This window comes from Luteimonas abyssi (genome assembly GCF_001482195.1).
GTDB classification, from domain to species: Bacteria; Pseudomonadota; Gammaproteobacteria; order Xanthomonadales; family Xanthomonadaceae; genus Luteimonas; species Luteimonas abyssi.
In genome coordinates, this window is the sequence record NZ_KQ759763.1 from 2,954,225 (window position 1) to 2,976,036 (window position 21,812).

At 70.5% G+C, this 21,812-nt stretch carries 23 protein-coding genes; 10 read left to right on the forward strand and 13 right to left on the reverse strand.

Annotated features, from left to right (window positions below; genetic code table 11):
- Positions 1 to 78: 78 nt before the first annotated feature.
- From RG19_RS12795 to RG19_RS12815, 5 genes are all read right to left on the reverse strand, one after another.
- Entirely contained in the window at positions 79 to 327 is a 249-nt protein-coding gene (locus tag RG19_RS12795; RefSeq protein WP_058835601.1) for a hypothetical protein, read from the reverse strand.
- Between the two features lie 139 nt (positions 328 to 466).
- Complete coding sequence (locus tag RG19_RS12800; RefSeq protein ID WP_058835602.1) at positions 467 to 3,640, reverse strand: hypothetical protein; 3,174 nt, start codon at positions 3,638 to 3,640, stop codon at positions 467 to 469.
- Between the two features lie 170 nt (positions 3,641 to 3,810).
- Positions 3,811 to 4,158 (reverse strand): contact-dependent growth inhibition system immunity protein, encoded by a 348-nt coding sequence (locus RG19_RS12805; RefSeq protein ID WP_058835603.1) that lies wholly within the window; start codon positions 4,156 to 4,158, stop codon positions 3,811 to 3,813.
- Positions 4,159 to 4,169: 11 nt separating this feature from the next.
- Positions 4,170 to 4,907, reverse strand: coding sequence for an RNase A-like domain-containing protein (locus RG19_RS12810; RefSeq protein WP_058835604.1), 738 nt, complete (start codon positions 4,905 to 4,907; stop codon positions 4,170 to 4,172).
- A 119-nt stretch (positions 4,908 to 5,026) separates the two neighbouring features.
- Positions 5,027 to 5,962 (reverse strand): LysR family transcriptional regulator, encoded by a 936-nt coding sequence (locus RG19_RS12815; RefSeq protein ID WP_058835605.1) that lies wholly within the window; start codon positions 5,960 to 5,962, stop codon positions 5,027 to 5,029.
- Positions 5,963 to 6,104: 142 nt separating this feature from the next.
- Between RG19_RS12815 and RG19_RS12820 the strand changes: the two genes are divergently transcribed.
- Positions 6,105 to 6,521 (forward strand): RidA family protein, encoded by a 417-nt coding sequence (locus RG19_RS12820; protein ID WP_058835606.1) that lies wholly within the window; start codon positions 6,105 to 6,107, stop codon positions 6,519 to 6,521.
- Positions 6,522 to 6,653: 132 nt separating this feature from the next.
- On the opposite strand, the gene RG19_RS12825 is transcribed toward RG19_RS12820, so the two are convergent.
- Entirely contained in the window at positions 6,654 to 7,508 is an 855-nt protein-coding gene (locus tag RG19_RS12825) for a MauE/DoxX family redox-associated membrane protein (protein WP_202905338.1), read from the reverse strand.
- A gap of 72 nt (positions 7,509 to 7,580) precedes the next feature.
- Between RG19_RS12825 and RG19_RS12830 the strand changes: the two genes are divergently transcribed.
- Together RG19_RS12830 and RG19_RS12835 are read left to right on the forward strand one after the other, a co-directional pair.
- Positions 7,581 to 7,967, forward strand: a complete 387-nt coding sequence (locus RG19_RS12830) for a MerR family transcriptional regulator (protein WP_058835608.1) — start codon at positions 7,581 to 7,583, stop codon at positions 7,965 to 7,967.
- A 148-nt stretch (positions 7,968 to 8,115) separates the two neighbouring features.
- Positions 8,116 to 8,685 carry a hypothetical protein gene (locus tag RG19_RS12835; protein ID WP_058835609.1) on the forward strand — a complete coding sequence of 190 codons (570 nt, stop codon included), beginning with the start codon at positions 8,116 to 8,118 and terminating at the stop codon, positions 8,683 to 8,685.
- A 63-nt stretch (positions 8,686 to 8,748) separates the two neighbouring features.
- Here the strand turns inward: RG19_RS12835 and RG19_RS12840 are convergent, their stop codons facing one another.
- Positions 8,749 to 9,645 (reverse strand): AraC family transcriptional regulator, encoded by an 897-nt coding sequence (locus tag RG19_RS12840; RefSeq protein WP_058835610.1) that lies wholly within the window; start codon positions 9,643 to 9,645, stop codon positions 8,749 to 8,751.
- A gap of 407 nt (positions 9,646 to 10,052) precedes the next feature.
- Here RG19_RS12840 and RG19_RS12845 point away from each other — a divergent pair, with 407 nt between their 5' ends.
- Positions 10,053 to 11,405: an NTP/NDP exchange transporter gene (locus RG19_RS12845; RefSeq protein WP_058835611.1), complete on the forward strand. Its 1,353-nt coding sequence runs from the start codon at positions 10,053 to 10,055 to the stop codon at positions 11,403 to 11,405.
- Here the strand turns inward: RG19_RS12845 and RG19_RS12850 are convergent.
- Positions 11,402 to 11,923, reverse strand: coding sequence for a hypothetical protein (locus tag RG19_RS12850; protein WP_058835612.1), 522 nt, complete (start codon positions 11,921 to 11,923; stop codon positions 11,402 to 11,404). The genes RG19_RS12845 and RG19_RS12850 overlap by 4 nt on opposite strands.
- Positions 11,924 to 12,063: 140 nt before the next feature.
- Between RG19_RS12850 and RG19_RS12855 the strand changes: the two genes are divergently transcribed.
- The gene (locus RG19_RS12855; RefSeq protein ID WP_058835613.1) at positions 12,064 to 12,519 is read left to right on the forward strand and encodes a hypothetical protein; all 456 of its coding nucleotides are present in this window, start codon (positions 12,064 to 12,066) and stop codon (positions 12,517 to 12,519) included.
- 24 nt (positions 12,520 to 12,543) lie between these two features.
- Positions 12,544 to 13,671 carry a hypothetical protein gene (locus RG19_RS12860; protein WP_058835614.1) on the forward strand — a complete coding sequence of 376 codons (1,128 nt, stop codon included), beginning with the start codon at positions 12,544 to 12,546 and terminating at the stop codon, positions 13,669 to 13,671.
- A gap of 118 nt (positions 13,672 to 13,789) precedes the next feature.
- Here the strand turns inward: RG19_RS12860 and RG19_RS12865 are convergent, their stop codons facing one another.
- From RG19_RS12865 to RG19_RS12880, 4 genes are all read right to left on the reverse strand, one after another.
- A complete protein-coding gene (locus tag RG19_RS12865; protein WP_058835615.1) occupies positions 13,790 to 16,105 on the reverse strand; it encodes a xanthine dehydrogenase family protein molybdopterin-binding subunit in 2,316 nt (771 codons plus the stop codon).
- On the reverse strand, positions 16,102 to 17,088 hold the full coding sequence (locus RG19_RS12870; RefSeq protein ID WP_058835616.1) for an FAD binding domain-containing protein: 987 nt from the start codon (positions 17,086 to 17,088) through the stop codon (positions 16,102 to 16,104). The genes RG19_RS12865 and RG19_RS12870 overlap by 4 nt, the downstream gene beginning before the upstream one ends.
- A complete protein-coding gene (locus RG19_RS12875) occupies positions 17,085 to 17,594 on the reverse strand; it encodes a (2Fe-2S)-binding protein (protein ID WP_058835617.1) in 510 nt (169 codons plus the stop codon). Before RG19_RS12875 ends, RG19_RS12870 begins: the two co-directional genes overlap by 4 nt.
- A 75-nt stretch (positions 17,595 to 17,669) precedes the next feature.
- Complete coding sequence (locus tag RG19_RS12880; RefSeq protein ID WP_058835618.1) at positions 17,670 to 18,104, reverse strand: MarR family winged helix-turn-helix transcriptional regulator; 435 nt, start codon at positions 18,102 to 18,104, stop codon at positions 17,670 to 17,672.
- A 296-nt stretch (positions 18,105 to 18,400) separates the two neighbouring features.
- Here RG19_RS12880 and RG19_RS12885 point away from each other — a divergent pair, with 296 nt between their 5' ends.
- The 4 genes from RG19_RS12885 (at position 18,401) to RG19_RS12900 (ending at position 20,964) form a co-directional block, all read left to right on the forward strand.
- Positions 18,401 to 19,372, forward strand: coding sequence for a pepsin/retropepsin-like aspartic protease family protein (locus RG19_RS12885; RefSeq protein ID WP_058835619.1), 972 nt, complete (start codon positions 18,401 to 18,403; stop codon positions 19,370 to 19,372).
- 63 nt (positions 19,373 to 19,435) lie between these two features.
- On the forward strand, positions 19,436 to 20,074 hold the full coding sequence (locus RG19_RS12890) for a hypothetical protein (RefSeq protein ID WP_058835620.1): 639 nt from the start codon (positions 19,436 to 19,438) through the stop codon (positions 20,072 to 20,074).
- Between the two features lie 326 nt (positions 20,075 to 20,400).
- On the forward strand, positions 20,401 to 20,610 hold the full coding sequence (locus RG19_RS12895) for a cold-shock protein (protein WP_058835621.1): 210 nt from the start codon (positions 20,401 to 20,403) through the stop codon (positions 20,608 to 20,610).
- 102 nt (positions 20,611 to 20,712) lie between these two features.
- Positions 20,713 to 20,964, forward strand: a complete 252-nt coding sequence (locus RG19_RS12900) for a hypothetical protein (RefSeq protein ID WP_058835622.1) — start codon at positions 20,713 to 20,715, stop codon at positions 20,962 to 20,964.
- A 99-nt stretch (positions 20,965 to 21,063) separates the two neighbouring features.
- Here the strand turns inward: RG19_RS12900 and RG19_RS12905 are convergent, their stop codons facing one another.
- Complete coding sequence (locus RG19_RS12905; protein ID WP_058835623.1) at positions 21,064 to 21,765, reverse strand: XAC0095 family protein; 702 nt, start codon at positions 21,763 to 21,765, stop codon at positions 21,064 to 21,066.
- Positions 21,766 to 21,812: the final 47 nt, after the last annotated feature.

A 21,812-nucleotide genomic window follows, 5' to 3' on the forward strand; every position in this document is an offset into this window, starting at 1 on the left:
TCGACATCGAAACGGCTCGGGGGCGTGGTGGGGCGGCATTATACCGCTCGCGGCAGCCGCCCGCGGCGCGTGGCCGGATCAGCCCTCGCGTGCGCGCAGCCAGGCCAGCGCGCCCGACTGCATGCCCTTGAACTTCGGCGCATCCGCCAGCGGCGCGACCAGCAGGCGACGCGGACGACAGCGACGCTTGAGCTCGTGGTAGAGCCGCGAGCGCGTCTGCGCGCTGTGCGTCAGGTACAGCCCCGGCGCCAGCGGCCGCAGCGCCGCGCCGACCTCGGCCGGCGGCTCGGGCTCCAGATAGACCAGATAGAGCGCAGGCGCCTGCATGACGGCACCCTGCCCGCCACCGCCTCACGACGAGGTGATGCGGACCGACGCGACGCGGCGCCGATCAGCCGCCCAGGGACACGACGCGCGCCACGGTGCGCGTCGCGACGCGGGTGCCGATCGCCGGCCGCACGCGCGGTCAGGGATCGAGCACCCAGTCGTTGTGGCCCGGGTGGTAGAACGGGTGATCCTTCTTGTACTGGTTGACCTCGTCCATGCTGTCCTTCTCGCGCTTGAAGTCCGCCTTGCGCGCGTCGGTGTCCAGGAAGGTGACGTAGGTCGGCGCGCCGCGGTTGTTCTCCCATTCCTTCTTGAAGTGGGCGAACTCGTCGCGGTGGAAGTCGAAGATGCTGCGGTCCTCCGGCGCCTGGCGGCCGCCCCAGTTCGCGTTCTTGAGGGACCGGGCGTTGCTGACGTGGTTGTCGTGCAGGTTGTCGAACTTGCCCAGCGTGGTGCGCGCGTAGTCGTACTTGACGTTCCAGTCCGAGCGCATGACGCCGTCGTCGGCCAGCTTGTTGAACCAGTCGTGCTGTTCGCCCGCCGACTTCTTGGCCTTGGCGTTGCCGGTGAACACCGACACCAGTTCCGACACCGCGGTGAGCACCAGCCCGACCGGGCCCGCCCCGCGGGCGATCGCGCCGGCGACGCGCTGGCCGGCCGCGGCCGCGCCCTCGCCACCGGCCGCGGCCAGGAACCGGTTCACGCCCGAGCGCAACTGGCCGTCCTTGCTCAATTGCCCGACCAGGCTCGAGGTGGTGTCCAGCGTGCCGGACATCACCCCGAGCACCCCGGCGGCCATGTCCGCCTGGTTGTCCTTGTCCGACAGGGCCAACCCGCCGGTCACCAGGCCGAGCATCCCCGAGGCCTGGCCGCTGATGTTGGAGATCACCTTGATGCCCGATGCCACCATGTCGGCGCGCGCCTTCGACGGCAGGTCGCCGTCGAGCTTGCGTTCCAGGCTGGTGGCGATCTTGTCGTGGTCCTTCACCGCGGCCTTGCCCGGCCCCTCGTTCACGACCTCCTTGCCGAGCGCCTGGGTCGCCTGGTTGGAGTGATGCGTCTCGATGCCGGACGGCTTGACGATGTCCTTCGCGACGCCGAGCAGTTCCGCCGCCGAGCCGTCCATGCCGCTGGCCACGTTGCGCAGCAGCTTGGTCGAACCCGGCAGCGACGACACCAGGCCCAGCAGGCCGCCGGCGGTCGCCAGTTGTTCCTCCGGCGTGTCGCCCAGGCCGTCGGACACCAGCGAGCGGATGGTCTGGGTCATGCCGATCGCGCCGGTCACCGCCGGCAGCAGGCCGTTGCTCGACAGGTCGCCGACCAGGCTGCGCATGCTGGCCTGGCCGTCCTTGTCGCTGGCGAACATGGTGTCGGAGAAGACCTGGTCGATGTCGTCGTGGCCGTCCTTGCGCATGGTGTCGAGGAGCTTGGAGAAGTCCTCCTTCATCGTGTCGCCGCCCTTCAGGACGCCGTCGAGCTTGTCGGCCATGTCGAATGGCAGCTTCGCCTTGCCGATCCCGTTCTTGATCGCCGACAGCCCCGCGTCCACCGCATCGACGCGCGCCTGCTTCGACACCAGCGACGGATCGTCGAACACCTTGTCCACCTCGCCCGCCAGCGAATTGAGCGCGAACGTCTGCGCGGCGTCGCCGGCGCGGTCGGCATCGAGCAGCGCCAGCTGCGACAGCGCGTCCTCGACATCGGCCTTGGCCAACGGCAACTCGCTCTCCTTCAGCTTGTTCGCCTCGATCACGTAGTCCTCGCTGGTGACCACTTTCTCCAGCCGGTCGGCCATCTTGTCGCGATCGTCGTCGGAGACCTTGCCGACGGCCTCGCTCAGGTTCTTCTGGTAGATCTCGGCGACCTGCTCGTTGCGCATCACCGAATCGAGCTCGCGGTTGATCGCGCGCTCGTCGAAGATCTCCTTCATGTCGGCCTGTTCGAGCCGGACGAGATTCTCGGTGCGGGTCCGGGTGGCCTTGTGCGCGCCGCTGATGCGGTCCTCGTAGACCGGATGGATCGGGCGCCCGTTGGTGACCGCGCTGCGCGCTTCGATCAGTCGGATGAACTCGGCCTGGGCGCTGCCGTCGTAGAGATCCTTGCGATCCTTGATCTCGTCGATGGTCATCTTCATCGCCGCGTCGGCGACGTTGAGTGTCTCGCCGTCCTGCTCGACGTCGGTCTTCATCGCGAACACGTCGGTATCCTTCGTCGACGGCAGGCGCGCGTCCTCGCGGGTCTGGTCGACGGTCTTCTGGCCGTCGTCGAGGTACTTGCGCTCGGCGAGCGCGTACACGCCGGGCGACGTGTCCTGGTGCACCGCGAGCTTGTCGCCGCCCTTGGTCTCCACCTGCAGCCAGCCGCCCTCGTGGGCGCCGGGGTGCGACACGCTCTTGATGTCGCCGTAGACCACGTCCTCCTTCGATCCGGCGACCTCGTAGCCGCCGTCGGTCACGTCGCTGGGGGGCTTGCCGTCGTCGTTGGCGTCGCTGGCGTCGGGCTTGCGGGCGGCCTCGTCGACCTTGTCGGTGTCGATGAACTCCGACGCCCGGCTCACGTCGATGTGCTTGTCGGCATAGCCGCGCTCGACGCTGTCGATGACGCGCTGGCGGTCCTTGTCGTCGATGCGGCCGCTGTCGACCAGCTTGTCCAGGCGGTCGCTCTGCAGCCACGAATCCAGTGCGCCCTTGTCGCGCTCGAAGATCGTGCCCATGAACCGGCCGCGGTCGCCGTCGTCGAGATCGCGCAGGAAGCGCTCGTCGCTGGCCAGCGCGGTCAGCCGCTTGTCGTAATCGTCCTTGCGCGCCCGGCGCTCGCCGACGTCGTGCAGTTCCTTGTGCAGTTCGGTCAGGTCGTCCTTGCTCGGCGCATCGGCGTCCTTGTCGCTCTTCTCGTCGATCTTGCCGGTGTCGACGAACTCGGAGGCTTTCTCCTCCACCACGTGCTGGTCCGCGTACCCGCGCTCGACCGCGTCGAGCACGCGTTGCCGGTCGTTGTCGCTGATCCGGTCGTTGTCGACCAGCTTGTCGAGCCGGTCGCTCTGCAGCCACGAATCCAGCGCGCCCTTGTCGCGGTCCATGATCGCGCCGATGAAGCGGCCGCGATCCTCGGCGCTGAGCGTGGGCAGGAACTCGGACGCCAGCGCCTGCAGGCGGCGGTCGTAGTCGTCCTTCTTGCGGCTGCGCTCGCCGACGTTGTGCAGGTCCTTGGCCAGATCGGTGAGTTCGGACCGGCTGGGGGATTTGTAGTCGTCGGGCAGCGAGGCGTTGTTGTCGGGAATGCGCTGGCTGTTGTTGACGGCGTCGAGGCTCATGGGGGACTGCTCCTTGTCGGCGGACTGCGAATGCCTCCCGTCCCAGGCCTGGTCGGGCGCGGCGCCATTGTCCTTCCGGACAACACGGAGACAGAACTAGGGCAATCCCCTACTCCGAAGGAACGCGTTCATCGTCCGAAGAGCATGCCGCGTGACCGGCATCGCGGTTTTCAGGCGCGCGCGCCCGGATCGTCGGCGTCGCCGCCCGCCGGGCTGGACGACGCGTCGGCATCGCCGGCCAGGCCGGCCCGCACCTGCTGCAGCCAGTCGCGCCAGCGCCCGCCGTCGCGCGTCGGGTCGTACTCGCAGCCCAGCGCGCGCGCGGCGTCGCCCAGCGTCGCGTCGTCGTCGTCGCGCGCCAGCAGATGCCCCAGCTCGCGACGCGTGGCGTCGACCTGCGCAGGGGCTTCCGAGTCCCGGTAGAACGCGACCACCGCGTCCGTCGTCGCATGCTCGGCCTGCCAGTCCTGGTGGAAGTAGGCGGCCAGGAAGTTCTGCAGGTGGGGAAACTCGCTCATCGCGTGTCGGCTCACGGCGGCGTGGGATAGCCGGTGACGATTCTATAGCCGATGTCGAGCTCGGCCGATCGCTCCAGCACCAGGCGGACCGAGAACACATCGCTGGCGGCAGTCTCGCCGCGCGCCACCGAGATCCCGGTGCTCGCATCGAAGCGCGCATCCACCACCAGGCGGTTGCCGCCGTCCCCGCCGAGCCAGGCGTCGATGCGCGGCTGGTGTTCGGCGAGCGTCTCCGCGACGAAGTGCTCCGCGGCGGGCAGGGTGCGGAAGGTCGATGCCGCACTGATGTTCTCGCGCTGCACGCGATCGACCAGCCACGACTCGCTCTTGCCCACGTGCCGTTCGATCAGGTGCCCGCCGGCGGCTTCGTGGGCGTCGAGTCCGCCGCCCGGCACCTGCGAGGCACCGCCGGGTCCGTCCAGGCCGAGGTGGTCGGCCAGGCGTGCGACCGTCGCCTCCAGCGTGTCGCGGGTCGTCGCGTCCAGCCCCTGCGTCGGCAACGTCTCGAGCGCGCCGTGGATCCGCCCCAGCAGCGGTTCGAGCTGTGCGGCGAACACCGGGGATTGCGCCGCCAGCGCCATGGCGTCGTCGGTCTGCTCGAGGAACGCCGGCAAGCCGCCGTCGTCGGCGAGCCCGGCCAGATGCGCCTCCAGATCGAGATCGGAAGCCGCCGCGTCCAGCGCGGACAACGACCGGCCATCCGCAGGCGCGGGCACGGCAGGCAACGGGGCGGACAGGGCGTCGAGCATCGGACCGTCTCCGGGCAGGAGACCGGGAGCGTAGGCGGCGCACGCGCCGTCCGGAACTGGGGCCGACCCGAGGGACGCTGCGCGGGCGGGCCGCATCACCGGTCACCTCACGGCCCACCTCAGGGATGGGGGCGCGGCAGCACCGGCATGCGTTCGGCCATCAGCGCCACCACCCATTCGATGAAGACCCGCAACTTCGCACTGACGTGGCGGTTCGGTGGGTAGGCCAGGTACATCGGCATGGGCGCGCTGTGCCAGTCCTCGAACAGCCGCACCAATGCGCCGCGCGCGAGCGGCGCGGCCGCCATGTAGTCCGGCAGCCACAGCACGCCGAGCCCGGCGATGCCGGCCGCGATGGAGGCGTTGCCGTCGTCCACCGCCAGGATGTGGCGGCCCCGGAGCACCACGTGCTCGTCGCCACGACGCAACTCGCCCGGCAACACCTGGCCGGTCCGCGCCGCCAGGAAGCCGATCATGCTGTGCGCCGCCTCCAGCAGCGCGCGTGGATGCGCCGGTGTTCCCGCACGCGCCAGATAGGCCGGCGCGGCGAAGACGCCCAGGGTCAGGTCGCCGACGTGACGCGCCACCAGCGATTGCTCGCCCGGCGCCGTGGGCATGCCCCCGCGCAGCACGCAGTCCACGTGTTCGCCGATCAGGTCGACGGCACGGTCGCTCGCCCCCAGATGAAGCTGGATGTCCGGGTAGCGTGCATGGAAATCGGGCAGGGCGGGCAACAGCAGCAGACTCGCCAGCGCACTGGGCACGTCCACCCGCAGCCGCCCGCGCGGCGACGCCGCGGCCACCGACAGGCTGGTCTCGGCGTCGTCCAGGTCGGCCAGCAGGCGCGTCGCACGCGCGTAGTAGGCGGCACCGTCGGCGGTCGTCGCCACCCGCCGCGTGGTGCGGTTGAGCAGCTTGACGCGCAACCGCGTCTCCAGGTGCTGCACCAGCTGGGTGACCCGCGTGCGGCTGGTCTGCAGGCTGGTCGCGGCACGGGTGAAGCTGCCGGTGTCCACCACCCGCACGAACGCCTGCATCGCATCGAAACGGTCCATCCGGCGCCTCCGATCACATGGAATTGTTCGCGATTCCCAAACAGTGTTCGCCGACCCGGCGCGTTTATCCACCCCCTACGCGATCCCACACTGGTGTCATCCACCCATCCGGGCCGTCCGCCGGCCCCCGAAGGAGATCCCCATGAGCAAGCGCGATGTCGTTTTTCCCCCCGGGCGCCAGGCCCTTTACGAGCACTACCGCTACTCGCCCGCGGTCCGCTCCAACGGCTTCCTGTTCGTCTCGGGCCAGGTCGGCAGCCGCGAGGACGGCTCGCCGGAGCCGGACCTGGACAAGCAGGTCGCGCTCGCGTTCGACAACCTCAAGCGCATCCTGGCCGCGGCCGGAAGCACGTTCGACGACGTGGTCGACGTGACGGTCTTCATGGTCGACCCCGATCCGCGCTTCGAACGCGTCTGGCAGGAGGTCGTCCTCCAGCACTGGGGCGAAGCGCCCTATCCCAACGTCACCGCCGTCGGCGTGACCTGGCTGGCCGGCTTCCAGTTCGAGATCAAGGCGATCGCGAAGTTGCCCGAAGGCGCGGAAGGCGCCGCCGGCTGAACCTGGTCGTCCCCGCCCCGCAGGCGCGCCGTCCGGCGCGATCGCGCACGCACGCGATCGACCCTCCGCGACGCGCCTGCGGCGACCGGCGTGCCCGGCGCGTGCCGGGCCGTCGGCAGGACGGGGACCGCATCAACCGTGCGGCACCGGCACCCCCAGTATCGGCAGCGCCATCCAGACGGCCATGCCGATCATCATCAGGTTCTCCAGCAGCGACACGAAGCCCAGCGGGACATTGCTCGCACCGCCCACGCAGGCGCACTTGAGCGCGCGGCGATCGATGTAGACGGCCTTGAATACCGACACCGCACCGATGGTCCCGATGGTCAGCGCCAACGGGATCGACAGCAGGTTCAGCACGCCGGCCAGCATCAGCACGCCGGCCAGGCCCTCGGCGAACGGGTAGACGTACGAGTACGGCACCCAGCGCCGGGCGAGCAGATCGTAGTTGAGGAACATCGTGGCGAAGGTCTCGATGTTCTGCAGCTTGGTCATCGCCAGCACCACCATGCTCAGCGCGACGAACCATTCGCCCGCGCGCACGGTGAACGGCGTGCCGTACACGGCCAGGCTGAGGGCGAACGCCATCGCCAGGGTCGATCCGAACAGCGCGATCACCGGCTGGTAGCTGGTCGCGCCCTTCTCCGCGACGCGCTTGCCGAAGTACCGCCGCAGATCGTCGTAGCCGCCGATCCGTTCGCCGTCGATGAACACCTGCGGCGTGGTCGCCACGCCGTGCTCGGCCTTGAAGGCGTCGGTGGCCGCGCGCGTGGTCAGCCAGCGGTCGTCGACCGCGTACCCCTGACGCCTGAGCAGGTCGAGCGCCTTCAGACCGTACGGACACACGTGCGCGTCCATCACCATGCGGTGCAGCGTGGCCGTGCGGGGCGCGGCCTGGAGGGATGTGGCCTCGGGGGACGCGGGCGCTCCGGGACTGGTTTCGCGGGGCGCGGCGTCGCGGGGACGGTCGGACGACGGCGGGGACATGGCAGCCTCCTGGGCACTCGCAGCGTGGCGTCGCGCTACCATACGCCCCGTACCCGAGTACGGAGTCAAGCCATGTCGCTGACCATCGGCCAGCTCGCCGCCGCCGGCGAGGTCGGCGTGGAGACGGTGCGCTTCTACCAGCGCAAGGGATTGCTGGACACGCCGGCGCGCGACACCGGCATCCGCCGCTACGGCGGCGCCGACCTGCGCCGGCTGCGCTTCATCCGCACGGCGCAGAAGGTGGGATTCACCCTCGACGAGATCGCCGAACTGCTCGAACTCGACGCCGATCTCGACCGTCCCCGGGCACGCGAACTCGCCCGCCAGCGGATCGCGCGGCTGGACGCGCAGATCGCCGACCTCCAGCGCGCACGCGACGGCCTCGCACGGCTGGCCCGCCAGTGCGCGCGCGACACCGCACCGCGCGCCTGCCCGATCCTGACCGCATTCGAGACCTGAGCGCGGGCGCTTCGCGGCGGCGCGACCGCGGGCGCGCACGGTGGCATCGCGCGTCGTGGTCAACGACTGCCTTACATCGCCGTCACGGCGCCCGAACGACGCGCCGGGGCAGTATGCGCCCCCATTCACATCGGACACCGCACCGGCCATGACCCCTCGCCTGCTCGCCCTGCCCGTCGCCCTGATGCTCGCCGCCTGCGGCCCGACCGCCTCGACCGGGGACGCGACCGCGTCCGCCGACGCCGCACCCGCCGCGTCCGAAGCCCCGGCCGCCGAAGCCCCGGCGACCGGAACCTCCGCCGCGGCGACGCCCGGCGCGGGCGCGCGCACCGAGGCCGACCAGGCCGTGGACGCCTCGATCGAACGCGTCCTCGGCGATCCCGCGCCCTACCGCGACGTCGTCGAACGCCTGCAGGCGGCGGTGGCCTCGGACGATGCCGCGGCCGTGGCCGCGCTGGTGCGCTATCCGATCCAGGTGCAGATCGACGGCACGCCGACCACCCTGGACAACGAACAGGCCTTCATCGGCCGCTACGGCGACTTCATGACGCCCGCCATCCGCAACGCCATCGTCGGGACCCGCTACGCCGACCTGTTCGTCAACCAGGACGGCGTCATGCTCGGCGATGGCCAGGCCTGGATCAGCGGCACCTGCCAGGACGACGCCTGCGACGATGTCGACGTGCGCGTGGTGACCCTGCAGCCCGGCGCCAACTGACCGGAGCGCGCGGACCGGAGCGGCCGCGCCGGACGCACGCGTCCGGCGTGCCGCGCGCCGACCTCAGGCCAGCGCGGCCCGCAGCATCATGACGTTGCGCTTGGGCGCGGCGCCGAAATTGCGCGAGTAGTCCCGGCTGAACTGCGAGGCGCTTTCGTAGCCCACTTCGTAGGCGGCCTCGGCCACGGTCAACGCGTCGACCACCATCAACCGGCGCGCCTCCAGCAGCCGCAGCTGCTTCTGGTACTGCAGCGGCGTCATCGAGGTCAGGCGCTTGAAGTGCTGGTGCAGCGACGACGGACTCATCCGGGCCTCTTCGGCCAGGTCCTCGATGCGCACGGTCTTGTTGTAGACCTTGCGCAGCAGGTGGACGGCCCGGGCCACCCGATCCAGGTTGGTCTCGGGAAGCGCGAGCTTCGACAGCTGCGGCCCGTGCACGCTGTTGAGCAGCCAGAAACACACCTCGCGCATGATCGCGGGGTGCAGCACCGGGATCGCGTTCGGGGTGTCCATCATCCTGATCAGGCGCACGATGCAATCGGCCAGCGGCGCGTCCACCCGGCCGACGAACACGCAGGCGTCGTCGTCGCCTGCCGGCGGCTTCGGGCGCGTCTCCATCATCCCCAGCACCTCGCGCAGCATCGCCACGTCGAAATCGACGATGACGCCGATGAAGGGCTCGCTCTCGCTGGCCTTGACGATCCGTCCCGTCGCCGGCAGCTCCATGCTCACGATCAGGCATTCCATCTCGCCGTACGCGAGCATCTTCTCGCCGATGTGGATCTGCTTGCCGCCCTGGATCACGACGCACAGCGACGGCCGGTAGAGCAGGCGCAGCGGCATCTTTTCCGCGAAGGAGCGCACGATGTGGATCGCCTCCAGCGGCGTCTGGAACCGGCCCTCTCCGCCGCCCCTGGCTTCGATGTAAGCGACGACGGTGTCGTGAAGCACCTGCGACATGGCGACCGATCTCCAGCGAAACCGCCACGACGGCGGGACCGGACATCGTATGAAGGGCCGCAGGAACGGGCAACTTTCTTGGGAATCCGGGCATGTCGCCCGGCCGGGCGGGTTTGTAAGGTGCGTGCACACGCATCCCACCTCCACATCCGCAGGCCCACCACATCCACAGGCCGCCATTCCACGCGACCGGTGTCCGCATGCCCCCGCTCGCCGGACACGATGCGGACCGATCGTCCGAAGCGGCCTGCATCGGGCCGCCCGCCCGTCGGCGCGGCCGGCGCGCCGCACCTGCGTCGGCGCGATGACGCCCGGCCCCGTCGCATGCGCCTGAAAGCTCCGCCCGCCCAGCCCGGCGGCGGACCACGACGCCGGCCTCCGGCGTCCCCCAAGGACCCCCTTTTGCCATGAGTCGATCCGGATCTCCCGCACTGTCCGCTCCGCCGCCCGGCAGGCTGCACCGCCTGTTCAACCTGCAACCCGGCGAACTCGCCCCGGTGCTGATCGCCGCGCTGTTCTTCTTCTGCGTCCTCACCGCCCTCATGCTCCTGCGGCCCGCCCGCGACGCCCTCGGCATGGAGCGCGGCATCGACAGCGTCCGCTGGCTCTTCATCGGCACCGCGCTCGTCACCCTCGCCGTCAATCCGCTCTTCGGCCTCATCGTCAGCCGCCTCAGACGCCTCCAGTTCATCGGCACCACCTACGGCTTCTTCGTCGCCAGCCTCGTCGGCTTCTGGGCCCTGCTCGTCTTCGCGCCCGGCGCCATCGGACAACGCAGCGGCCAGGTCTTCTACGTCTGGTTCAGCGTCTTCAACCTCTTCGTCACCATGGTCTTCTGGGCACTGCTCGCCGACCGCTTCACACCCGACCAGGGCAAGCGCTTCTTCGCCCTCATCTCCGTCGGCGGCACCCTCGGCGCCATCTTCGGACCCTGGCTCACCTCGCGACTGGCCGAGCCCCTGGGCACCCCCAGCCTGCTGCTCGTCGCCGGCGGTTTCCTGCTGATCGCCGTCCTCGCCGCCTGGGCGCTGATGCGCGTCGCCACCGATCGCGCCAGCCAGGCCGGTAGCGTCGCCTCCGCACGCGACCCGTCCGAACGCATCGGCGGCAGTGCCTGGGCCGGCATCCGCGCCGTGTTCCGCTCCCCCTATCTCAGCGGCATCGCCGGCTACGTCCTGCTCATGACCGTGGTCGCCACCTTCATCTACTTCACCCGCCTGCAGATGGTCGCCGCCGTCGCCGACGACACCGATACCCGCGCCGCCATCCTCGGCAACATCGACATGTGGACCCAGGTCGCCGTACTCGCGCTCCAGCTCACCCTCACCGGGCAGATCGTCAAGCGCTTCGGTCTCGGCGTGGCCCTGGCCATCCTGCCCATCGCCACCGCGATCGGCTTCGTCGGCCTGGCCATCTACGGCTCCTTCGTCGTCCTGGTGCTGCTCGAGGCCACCAACCGCGCCGTCCAGCGCGGCATCACCCGGCCCGCCCGCGAGGCGCTGTTCACCGTCGTCGACCGCGAGGACAAGTACAAGGCCAAGGCCTTCATCGACACCTTCGTCTACCGCGCGGGCGACGTCGTCGGCGCGCAGACCGAAGGCGCCCTCGGACGCCTCGGCCTCGCCCTCGGCGGCCTGGTCAGCGTCGTCGTCCCGCTCGCGCTGGCCTGGGCCGCACTCGCCGTCTGGCTCGGGCGCGCGCAGGCCCGCCAGGTGCCGCCGGTGCAGGCGGCGCGAGAACCGGACCGGCCGGCCCGCTAGGCGCCGCCCTGCCCCCAGGCGCGGTGCCAATAGGCCGCGCTGTCGCTCCCGGTCTTCACGATGAGGTCCGGTGCGGCGGCGGCCGGCCACATCGCCATTTCGTAGCGGTCGGGCGCGTGCTGGCCGTCCTCCGGCGTATCCATCGCCTGCCCCTCGTCCATGCCGACACAGCGATAGCGCACGCGGTACGTCCCGGGCTCGAGCGCCAGCGGCTGGCGCTCGCCGCCGCCCCATGCCTCGAGCGCGACTGCCGCGTCCACCTGCAGCGAAACCTCGACCACGTCTTCCCAGACGGACGTGTCGTCGTCCGGGGCCGCGTCGCACCGCACGACACGCACAGGGACCTGCCCCGTGTGCAGACCGGTCACCAGAAACAGGGCATCGCCCCGGGCCGCGCCGCACAGGCCGTTGGCCTGACCGCGGAACGCCGCCGCCGGTTCGAGTGCGGGAACGTCGCGCGGCAACAGATAGAACTGCCCGTAATGCACGGGGAACACGCCTTCGAAGAGGATGCGCATGCGGAGCTCCGGTGTCGGACCTGGAATCCGTCATGGTCGCACCCGTTCGCGCATCCGGTTATCGCCGCCTGGCTGCACGACGCACACACCGGGCACTGCTAGCATCCGCCGCACAGGATCGACACCACCAAGGACCCGACATGTCACGTTCGCTTTCGATGTCTGCGCTCGCCGCACTCTGCGTCGTCGCCGCCCCGGCCTTCGCGCAGTCCGACCGCACCACGTTCGATCAGACCGTCGCCCGCACCGCGCAGCACTGTCCCGGCCACAACACCGAGGTCACCGGCCCCGGCCTGCGCAAGGTGTCCATCTCCGCGCTGCGTGTGCTGCTGGCGCAACGCATCCTGGTCTGCCCGGATCGCCGCCTCGACGCCGAGGCACCGGTGGTCTGGTACGGCGGCGATCGTGTCTTCGCCTGGAATCCCGACGTCGACGGCGCCATCGACACCCTCGCCGAGCAGATCGGCGGCATGACCCGCACCGAGGCGTTCCCGATCCAGACCCTGGTCTGGAGCATCGACGGCACTGCGCTGGAAAGCCAGACCGTACCCGCCTTCGAGGCCAGGCCGGCCGGCGCTGCCGAGCGACGCTGGTAAGACACCGCACGCCAAGGCCCAGGGATGGCGCTGATCTATTTCTGCTTGCTCGGCCTGGCCATGCTCGTGGTCGGGCTGAGCCTGGCCCTGGCCATCGTCCTGGGTTACCGCGCGATCCTCGCCGCCCTGCGCCGACGACGTATCGATGTTTCGCCAGCGCGGAAGGACAGGATCGCCACGATCGCGTTCATCGCCGGGTTCGTCGTGGTCAATGGCGCGCTCATCGCGGTGGCGCTCAATGTGCCGGATCCCGCCCGCCTGCGCGTCATGACGGCCCAAGTGCTGGGCCACGAGAGCACGCACATCACCCTGGAGTTGTCGCAGGCCGACGCCGCTTCGCAGGCCGCGCTGATCGAATGGATCCAGCCGCTCATGCAGACGCACGAGCGGACGTTCTCCTACTGGATGCCGGTCGGCAACCGGCGCGCCGTCATGCGCAGCGGCAAGGTGACCGCCACGCTGCGATCGCGCTATCGCCAGGAAGGCGACCAGCTGCATATCGTGCTGGCCCGGCCGCTCGAGCCCGACAGCCGGTTCCGGCACCTCCTGCAGCTGCTGGCGCGTCCGCCTCCACCCGCCTTGCCGGAGGAAGTGTGGGCAGACGTCGTGGCCGATGGCGTTCACCAGATGGAGGTGGCCCTGCTGCCCGCCACCGCGGAGACCGTGCATCTCGCACCCTCGCGTGCAGGACGCCTGGTCGGCCGCGAGGCACCTGCGCGCTGCGCGCTGCGGATCCAGGGCCTGGTCTCGACCGACCTTTTCAACCTGCCGTCCGACCGTCCGCCCGTGTCGCCGGATGCGGAACGACGCCTGACACTGCGAACCCTCCCCGATGGCCTGCGCGATGGCACCTACCGCCTGGACGCGCTGGGCAACGTGCCGGGCCAGGACGGCCGGCTGCACCGGACATGGCATGCCGACCGCACCCGGATCCACATGCGCTTCGACCTCGCGCCGCCGCTGCTCGACATGACTGGTGACGACTGCGAGATGCGCCTGCTCCAGCACCTGGATCCCTTCTGGCTGCAGCTGGAGATGCACCGGCTTCGGCCCGCCCTGGCCTCGGCGGTCCAGGGCGTCCGCTTCGATGACGGCATCTCCAGGCGGTGGCCAGGACCGAGGGGCTGGATCGATGCGGCGCCGGCGGAGTGAGTCCGACCCGCCTGACCAACGGTGCCCGTAGTCCAGTGCATTCCGGTCTGCCCGGATCGCCGCCTCGATGCCGAGGCACCGGTGCCGCAGAGCGGCGCTGGCAAGCGCCAGAGGCCTCTCAGCCGATCACCTTGTCCAGGGTGATCGGCAGGTCGCGCACGCGCTTGCCGGTGGCGTTGAAGACCGCGTTGGCGACGGCCGCCGCGACCCCGGTGATGCCGACCTCGCCGATCCCGCGCGCGCCCATCGGCGCGCGCGGATCCGGGATGTCCGTCCACAGCACGTCGATCGGCGGAACGTCCAGATGCGCGGGCACGTGGTAGTCGGCCAGCGACGCGCTCACGATCCGGCCGTTGCGCTCGTCGAACCAGGTTTCTTCCATCAGGGCGAGCCCCAGGCCCATGACGATGCCGCCCCGGAACTGGCTCGCCGCCGTGCGCGGGTTGAGGATCCGCCCGCAATCGAACGCACCGACCATGCGTGAGACGCGCACCTCGCCGGTGACCTCGCTGACCCGGACTTCGCAGAACATCGCCGCGCTGCTGTGCATCGAGAACTTCAGCAGTTCCAGCGGCGGCCCGCTCTTGCCGATCGTGCTGATCTCCGCCTCGCCGGCCTGGCGCAGGATTTCGGCGTACGTCTGGTGTCGCGAAGGGTCGTCGATGCAGCGCACACCGCCATCGGCCAACGTCACCTCGGCCGGCTTCAGCCCTGCCAGCGGACCGTCGCGCGCGGCCAGCCGGAGCAAGGCCACCGTCAGCTTGTCGCTGGCGGCGGTGATCGCCGCCCCCAGTGACGCGGTCTGCGACGAGCCGCCCGCAGAGCTTCCGAACGGCAACCGGGTATCGCCGATCGCCACCGTCACCCGCTCCAGCGGAAGGCCGAGGCGATCCGCGGCGTGCTGCGCCTGCACGGTCGCCGTTCCCATGCCCATCTCGTGCGCGGCACTGGTCACCGTGGCGCGGCCGTCCGCCGCCAGCGCGATGCGGACGGACATGCCGGGCATCCGCGCGTAGGGGAACGTGCCGCTGGCGCAGCCCATGCCGATGCGCCATTCGCCGTCGCGCCGTGCGCCCGGCACCACCGACCGGCGCGACCAGCCGAAGCGCTCGGCACCCATCGCGTAGGCCGCCATCAGATCGCGCTGCGAATGCGGCGCGCCCGAAACCGGATCGCACCCGGCCACGTTGCGGCGGCGCAGTTCGATCGGGTCCAGCGCCATCGCGCAGGCGAGCTCGTCGAGCGCGCTCTCCATCGCGAAGCTGCCCACGGCCTCGCCCGGCGCACGCATGTAGGTATTGGCGAGCACATCGAGATCGATGTGGCGCTGTTCGACCCGGAACGTCTTCGCCGCGTACAGGGTGCGGCCGGTCAGGCTGAACTGCTCGTCGCAGGCGCTGTGCGGCGGCTTGACCGAATAGCCGGTATGGATCAACGCCTGCAGCCGCCCGTCGGCATCGGCGCCCAGCGCGAAGCGCTGCTCGGTCGGCGACCGACCGCCGATCAACCGGTGCATGGCCGCGCGCGACAGCACGATGCGCACCGGGCGGCCGGCGAGCTTCGCCGCCGCGCACGCCAGGATCTGGTGATCCCACAATCCCTTGCTGCCGAACGCGCCGCCCACGTACGGCGAGACCACCCGCACCTGATCGCGCTTCAGCCCGAACACCTTCGCCAGCGAGCCGGCGGTGGCGTTGAGCATCTGGGTCGCGTCGTGCAGCACCAGACGGCCATCGTCCCAATAGACCGTGGCCGCGTTCGGCTCGATCGGATGATGGTTCTGCCACGGCGTGCGATACAGGGCATCGACCCGATGCGCTGAAGCGGCCAGTGCCGCCTCGGCATCGCCGATCACGAGCGGATTGCGTTCGATCAGGATCGACGCGGGCATCGTGGCATCGGCCTTGCCGGCCTCGAACCGCGTGCGCGCGGGTTCGGCCACGCAGTCGACCTCGACGAGCCCGGCGGCATGGTCGGCCTGCTCCTGGGTCTCGGCCAGCACCACCGCCACCACCTGGCCGTTCCAGCGGATCTGCGGATCCTGCATCACCGGCAGCATGTTGTTGCCGGCCGCGCTGAGATCGGACAGGCCGATCGCCGGCGGCAATGCCAACCTGGGGGCGTTGCGATACGTCATCACCAGGACGACGCCTTCGGCGGCGTCCGCCGCGTCGGTGGCGAGCGCGGCGATCGTCCCGCGCGCGACGGTGGCATGGACGAATGCCGCATACAGCAGCCCGTCCATCGGCACTTCGGCGGCGAAGCGCGCATGCCCGCGCACCTTCGGCGCGGCATCGCGCCTGGGGGTTCCGCCACCCAGCGCCGACCGGCGTTCGATCAGCGGATCCGGCGTGCCGCCGGGCAACCAGCGCGCCGGCACCCGCCGCAGCAATGCGCGTGCGCCATCGATCAATGCGTTCTGAAGGCGGCTCATGCGGCGCGCTCCAGCAGTCCACGCAACACGGCCGCCAGCGTGCGCCGGAGCAGGTCGGGCTTGAACGCATTGCCGGACAGCGGATCGGCAGCGGCGAGCTCCGCATCCGCGGCCTCGCGGAACAGGGCTTCGGTGGGTCGCTGGGCGACCAGGGCCGCTTCGGCCCGTGTCGCACGCCAGGGTTTGGGCGCCACGCCCCCGAACGCGATGCGGACGGTGTCGATCGTGCCCTCGCGCACCTCGAGCACCGCCGCCACCGAGATCAGCGCGAACGCGTAACTCGCGCGGTCGCGCACCTTTCGATACGCCGACCGCGTCGCGGCCGGCAGGGGCGGCACCTCGACCGATACGATCAATTCGTCCGGCGCGAGATGCGTCTCCAGGTGCGGCCGGTCTCCGGGCAGGCGGTGCAACTCGACGAGCGGCATCGTGCGCTCGCCACGCGGGCCCAGCACCCGCACCCGTGCGTCGAGCGCGACCAGCGCCACGCACATGTCCGACGGATGCGTGGCGACGCAGTGCGCCGAACCACCCAGGATCGCGTGATAGCGGGTGAACCCGCCGCGCGCATCGCAGCCGCTGCCCGGCGCGCGCTTGTTGCAGCGCGCGCCGTCCACGTCGTAGAAGTACGCACACCGCGTGCGCTGCAGGATGTTGCCGCCGACGGTCGCCATGTTGCGGATCTGCGCGGACGCACCGGCCAGCACCGCGCGACTGAGCACCGGGAAGTGCGCGCGCACGTGCGGGTGGGCCGCCAGCGTGCTGTTGCGCACGGCCGCGCCGATCGACAGGCCGCCCTCGGGCGTGACCTCGATCGAGGCCGGCAACATCGACACATCGACCAACGCATCGGCGCGCGCCACGCGCTGGCGCAGCAGATCCACCAGATTGGTTCCACCGCCGAGAAACCGCGCGCCGGGGGCGGCGGCATCCATCACCGCGGCGGCGGCATCCGTGGCGCGGCGATAGGCGAACGGGGTCATGCCGCACCTCCCGCGGCATACGCCTCGATCGCCTCGACGATGCCGTTGTGCGCGCCGCACCGGCACAGGTTGCCGCTCATGCGTTCGCGGATCTCGTCGCGCGTGAGCCGGGGGCTGGCCGCGAGATCGGCACTGACGTGACTGGGATCGCCTCGCTGCACTTCCTGCAGCATCGCGAGCGCCGAACACACCTGGCCGGGCGTGCAGTACCCGCACTGGAAGCCCTCGTGATCGACGAAGGCCTGCTGCAGCGGATGCAGCGCGTCCGCATCATCCGGCGCCAGGCCCTCCACGGTGCGCACCTCGCGTCCGTCAACCTGCACGGCCAGGGTCAGGCAGGCCAGCACGCGTTCGCCGTCCACCAGCACCGTGCAGGCCCCGCAGGCGCCCTGGTTGCAGCCGAGCTTGGTGCCGGTCAGGTCCAGGCGGTCGCGCAGGAAGTCGAGCAGGGAGACCCGGGGGTCCCGGGGCGGCGGATACGCCGCGCCGTTGATCGCGATCGCCATCGTGCATCTCCGTGGGGTGCGTACACATGCAGGGGATTGCCGCTGCGCCCGAAGATACTACGACGGTCGTAATTTTCAACCGTCGTGGGTCGCGACCTTCTCGGTCAGCCGGATCAGCGCCTCCTGCTCCTCCCGGTCCAGCGCCCGCAACATCGCCCGGCACGCTTCGGCATAGGCGAGCTTCTGTGCGTCCGCCTCGGCCAGGCCGGCGTCGGTGGCGTTCAACGCGATCGCGCGCCGGTTGCCCTCCGGCCGGCGGCGCGCGACCAGACCACGCCGCACCAGGCGATCGGTGGCCGAGGACATCGTGGTCATGGCGACATCCAGGTAGCGCGCCACGTCGCCGAGCCCGCAATCGGGGTGCTCGACCACGTAGAGCAGGGTCTGCGCTTCCAGCGGATTGAGCGCACGGTGGCCCGCGGCAGCGGCCTGGGCCACCTTGAAGCGACGGGTGAAGGTATCCATCGCCCGTGCGAGTCGTTCGATCTGGGTTCGGGTGGGTCGGGCCATGCGGATGGATCGGTGGGAAGTCGGGAAGCGGCGCGGAGCGACATGCGTGCCCCGGCCTCGCGTTCATCATACGACGCGCACCTGCGGCACCCGCCTGCCGCGCACGCGTTGCGCACGCCCCGCGCCCGGCATGCCGATGCCGTGCCCGCAGCGGCCGACGACAGACGGCACGCCCCACGCGCGCGGCCGGGACGGTCAGCGACACCGCATCGAATCTGAACCGTCTCCGCGCACCGTCATGCAGGTCCCACCCGACCTGGGCGACGCTTGACCGATCGCTTTTTCGGATCCGCCCCATGCGTCGTACCGGCCACCACCGCACCGCTCCCCGCCTCCAGTTGCTCGCCATGGCGCTCGCCTGCGTCGTAGCCGCCCCCGCCGGCGCCAACACCGCCGGCACCCCGGCGCACACCCTGCCCCTGCGCATGCAGAACGGCCACCCCACCACCGATGTGCTGCTGGGCGACGTGACCACGCCGCTCACCTTCGTCGTCGACAGCGGCGCCGGCGCCTCCATCGTCGACACCCGCGTCGCCCGCGAATGGGACATCGCCATTCCCGGCGCGGAAGCGGCCGTGGCCCTCGGCGCCACCGGCAGTTCCACCCGGCTCAAGCCGACCCGCGCCACCACCTGGCGCCTGGGCACGCTGCGCTTCGAACGCCCGGCCGTGCAGAGCGACCTCAGCGCGGTGTGGGCCGGCCAGCCGCTGGCGGGGATCCTCGGCAACGACGTCACCGCGCAATGGGACACGCGCTGGGATTTCGCCAGCGAACGGCTGCAGTTGTGGACCCCGGGCCAGTTGCCGGCGTCGCGGCAGGCCAGTTGCCAGGCCAACGCCTCGCCCGGGCGTGCCAGTGCCTTGCAGCAGTTCGCCTTCATGCGCGTGCAGCTGGGCAGTCCCGCCGTCGACGCCATGGCCATCGTCGACACCGGCGCGTCGCAGACCATCCTCAACCCGGCCGCGGCCGAGGCGCTCGGCCTGCGCCTGGACGGCACCGACCGGCGGGTGCGCGCCCGCAGCCTCGGCACCCGCGGCGTGGACGGCAACACCGTGCCGGCCTGGCTGCACGACCTGCCCGCGCTCGCCAGCGGCGACTGGCGCCACGGGCCGTTCGAAGTCCGCATCAGCGACCTGCCGGTGTTCGCCGTGCTCGGCATGGCCGAACAACCCGGGCTGATCCTGGGCAGCGACGCCTTGCGCGACAGCCAGCTCGACATCCATGCCGGCGCGGCGCAGGTCTGCCTGCGGCGGATGGCGGCGCGCTGATGGTCCGAGCGAGCACGGGGGCCGCGCTATGCTCACCGCGACCCCCGACCCAAGGACGGCCGCTTGCCACACGCACCGCATCCCACCGCACGCCCGCACGCCGCCCCGCTCTCGCCGCGGCTGCGGGCCTTGCTGCCGGTCCCGCTGCTGCTCGCCCTGGCCGCCTGCGGCGCCGACACCGACCGCTCGGGCGGCGCGCAGGTGCCGCCGTCGCTCGAGGCCCTGCCCGGATGCGACCGCGTCGCGACCGCCCTCGACGGTTTCCTGAGCGGCTGGACGCTGACCCCCGACAGCGGCCCCTGGGACGACGGCGCCGGCCGCAGCCATGGCGTCTCCTGTGTCTGGCTGTCGCCCGAGGCCCGGTCCGGGAACCCGTTCGAGGCGATCCAGCTGGCATCGCTGGGCGTCATGACCACCGTCGATCCGCGCATGCAGCCCGAGGCCGACATCCGCTCGATCGGCTGGGTGGTCGACGATGCCGCGGTCGAGGCCATCGGCGGCCACCTGGTCTATCCGGGCGGGCAGCTCGATTTCGCCACGCCGCTGGGGCCGGTGTCGCCCCAGATCGTCGTGGACAAGGTCAGCGTGGCCTTCGCCGTCACCGGCGCGATGGTGGTCGACGCCCTGGACGACGACCAGACCATGACCCACCGGCGGGCCGTCGACGCCGCCGTCGCGGTGCATCGGCTGATCCAGCGTTAGAGCCGCGCGCGGCCGTGTATCCGGCCGTTCCGCGGTCACCGACGCCAGAGGCGCCCCGGCCAGGGCCCGGAAAGATGAATGGGCGCCACTGCCCATTTCGACGCCATTCGGGCATCCCGGCCCCGAACTGAGGTATGGTGCGCGTACTGTTCAAGGCGGGATCACGGTACATCGTGACCCGATGCAGTAGATCACGGGTGCCATGGCCTACCTCGGCCGCTCCAGACGATCCGCTCCATCGCTTCGCGTTACCCCTTGCTCGATACAGTCACGGCACCGCGTGTGGCGGGCCGTGCAATCTCAACACCGATTCAAGGAGTAACACCATGTCCAATCGTCAGACCGGCACCGTCAAGTGGTTCAACGACGCCAAGGGCTTCGGCTTCATCACCCCGGAGAGCGGCGACGACCTGTTCGTCCACTTCCGTTCGATCCAGGGCAGCGGCTTCAAGTCCCTGCAGGAAGGCCAGAAGGTTTCCTTCGTGGTCGCCCAGGGCCAGAAGGGCCTGCAGGCCGAGGAAGTGCAGGCCGAGTAATCTCGCCTGAGCGCTTCTCCGCTTGCGGCGAAGACAAGAACCCCGGGTGGCGACACCCGGGGTTTTCTTTTGGGCACGGCCCACCCCACCCGGAGACCCACGATGCGCGACGCATCCACCATCGCCGTGAGCGAGCTGTACCAGGGCATCCGCCACGAGCACTGGCACGGCAAGACCTACCGGCAGTTCTGGACCTGGTTCAACGACCGCTGCATCGCAATCGTCGGCGCCGCGGAAGCGGACGAGCTCGATGCGCTGGGCGCGGCACTGCTCGAGGTCCGCGACACCGTCGAGGCCGCGGGGTACATGGTGCCGTCGGATCGGCTGGACGACGTGATCGACGCGGCGGAATGACGGCCGGCGCGACCTGACCGCCCCGTCGCTGCGCACGACGGCCGCAACGCCCCGCGAAAAGACGCAGCACGGCGAACCGCGCTGCGTCCGTTGCCGCGCTCAATGCACGCGTGCGGTGCCGTGTTCGTGTTCGACGGCGGCCCGTGCACGTGAACCACGATCCGGCGAGGCATCAGCGCCGAGGTCGTACACGGCCGGCACCTCCCGCACCCGCTCGCCGGTGTTGGCCTTAGTTGCGAGCCGCTGCGATGCGATCTCATGGATCATGTCCTTCATCGCGTCCGCGCCATCGAAGATCGCCGCGCCGATCACGACGACGGTGCCGTCCGCGAGATTGTCGCCACCACTGGCCATCAGCAGATCCCCTTGCGCCCCCAGCAGATCAAGCAGCCGGTTGGCCTCGTCCAGCTGATCCATCGTCATGCCGAACGCGAAGTCTTCGTCGGTCTTCGCAGCGGAGCCGACGGACTCGACACGGCCGGATGCCATGCCCTCGTCGGTGTCGTCTGCATCCTCGGCCTTCCGCTCCGCAGTGGCCGCCTTGCCCTTGCCCTTGGCCTCCAACCTCGCCGGCCAGCGCACCAGGTCCAGCACCTGTTGCACCTGTTCGGCCAACAGGTCCAGGCATCCGGCCAACGCGGGGTGATCGATCTCCGGGCCGTCCTCTTCCTCGTCCACGCGTGGCTCCGCCAGGCGCGACAGGAACTCGATGTGCTGATGCAGCTTGCGCAACCGGAACTGGCCGTCCTCCGGCAGGAAATAGCCCAACTCGCCGCAATTCTTCGTATCGGACTTCGACATCGTCGTCTCCCTCATTCCATGAAGTGCCCGTCCACGGGTGTGGACGG

What these genes read in the sequence shown, in the direction of transcription:
- RG19_RS12800 (WP_058835602.1), bottom strand. Translation starts at nt 3,640, where the DNA reads ATGAGCCTCGACGCCGTCAACAACAGCCAGCGCATTCCCGACAACAAC.
- RG19_RS12795 (WP_058835601.1), bottom strand. Translation starts at nt 327, where the DNA reads ATGCAGGCGCCTGCGCTCTATCTGGTCTATCTGGAGCCCGAGCCGCCG.
- RG19_RS12845 (WP_058835611.1), top strand. Translation starts at nt 10,053, where the DNA reads ATGAGTCGATCCGGATCTCCCGCACTGTCCGCTCCGCCGCCCGGCAGG.
- RG19_RS12870 (WP_058835616.1), bottom strand. Translation starts at nt 17,088, where the DNA reads ATGACCCCGTTCGCCTATCGCCGCGCCACGGATGCCGCCGCCGCGGTG.
- RG19_RS12860 (WP_058835614.1), top strand. Translation starts at nt 12,544, where the DNA reads ATGGCGCTGATCTATTTCTGCTTGCTCGGCCTGGCCATGCTCGTGGTC.
- RG19_RS12835 (WP_058835609.1), top strand. Translation starts at nt 8,116, where the DNA reads ATGACCCCTCGCCTGCTCGCCCTGCCCGTCGCCCTGATGCTCGCCGCC.
- RG19_RS12840 (WP_058835610.1), bottom strand. Translation starts at nt 9,645, where the DNA reads ATGTCGCAGGTGCTTCACGACACCGTCGTCGCTTACATCGAAGCCAGG.
- RG19_RS12875 (WP_058835617.1), bottom strand. Translation starts at nt 17,594, where the DNA reads ATGGCGATCGCGATCAACGGCGCGGCGTATCCGCCGCCCCGGGACCCC.
- RG19_RS12830 (WP_058835608.1), top strand. Translation starts at nt 7,581, where the DNA reads ATGTCGCTGACCATCGGCCAGCTCGCCGCCGCCGGCGAGGTCGGCGTG.
- RG19_RS12850 (WP_058835612.1), bottom strand. Translation starts at nt 11,923, where the DNA reads ATGCGCATCCTCTTCGAAGGCGTGTTCCCCGTGCATTACGGGCAGTTC.
- RG19_RS12810 (WP_058835604.1), bottom strand. Translation starts at nt 4,907, where the DNA reads ATGCTCGACGCCCTGTCCGCCCCGTTGCCTGCCGTGCCCGCGCCTGCG.
- RG19_RS12895 (WP_058835621.1), top strand. Translation starts at nt 20,401, where the DNA reads ATGTCCAATCGTCAGACCGGCACCGTCAAGTGGTTCAACGACGCCAAG.
- RG19_RS12825 (WP_202905338.1), bottom strand. Translation starts at nt 7,508, where the DNA reads ATGTCCCCGCCGTCGTCCGACCGTCCCCGCGACGCCGCGCCCCGCGAA.
- RG19_RS12805 (WP_058835603.1), bottom strand. Translation starts at nt 4,158, where the DNA reads ATGAGCGAGTTTCCCCACCTGCAGAACTTCCTGGCCGCCTACTTCCAC.
- RG19_RS12880 (WP_058835618.1), bottom strand. Translation starts at nt 18,104, where the DNA reads ATGGCCCGACCCACCCGAACCCAGATCGAACGACTCGCACGGGCGATG.
- RG19_RS12815 (WP_058835605.1), bottom strand. Translation starts at nt 5,962, where the DNA reads ATGGACCGTTTCGATGCGATGCAGGCGTTCGTGCGGGTGGTGGACACC.
- RG19_RS12900 (WP_058835622.1), top strand. Translation starts at nt 20,713, where the DNA reads ATGCGCGACGCATCCACCATCGCCGTGAGCGAGCTGTACCAGGGCATC.
- RG19_RS12820 (WP_058835606.1), top strand. Translation starts at nt 6,105, where the DNA reads ATGAGCAAGCGCGATGTCGTTTTTCCCCCCGGGCGCCAGGCCCTTTAC.
- RG19_RS12905 (WP_058835623.1), bottom strand. Translation starts at nt 21,765, where the DNA reads ATGTCGAAGTCCGATACGAAGAATTGCGGCGAGTTGGGCTATTTCCTG.
- RG19_RS12865 (WP_058835615.1), bottom strand. Translation starts at nt 16,105, where the DNA reads ATGAGCCGCCTTCAGAACGCATTGATCGATGGCGCACGCGCATTGCTG.
- RG19_RS12885 (WP_058835619.1), top strand. Translation starts at nt 18,401, where the DNA reads ATGCGTCGTACCGGCCACCACCGCACCGCTCCCCGCCTCCAGTTGCTC.
- RG19_RS12855 (WP_058835613.1), top strand. Translation starts at nt 12,064, where the DNA reads ATGTCACGTTCGCTTTCGATGTCTGCGCTCGCCGCACTCTGCGTCGTC.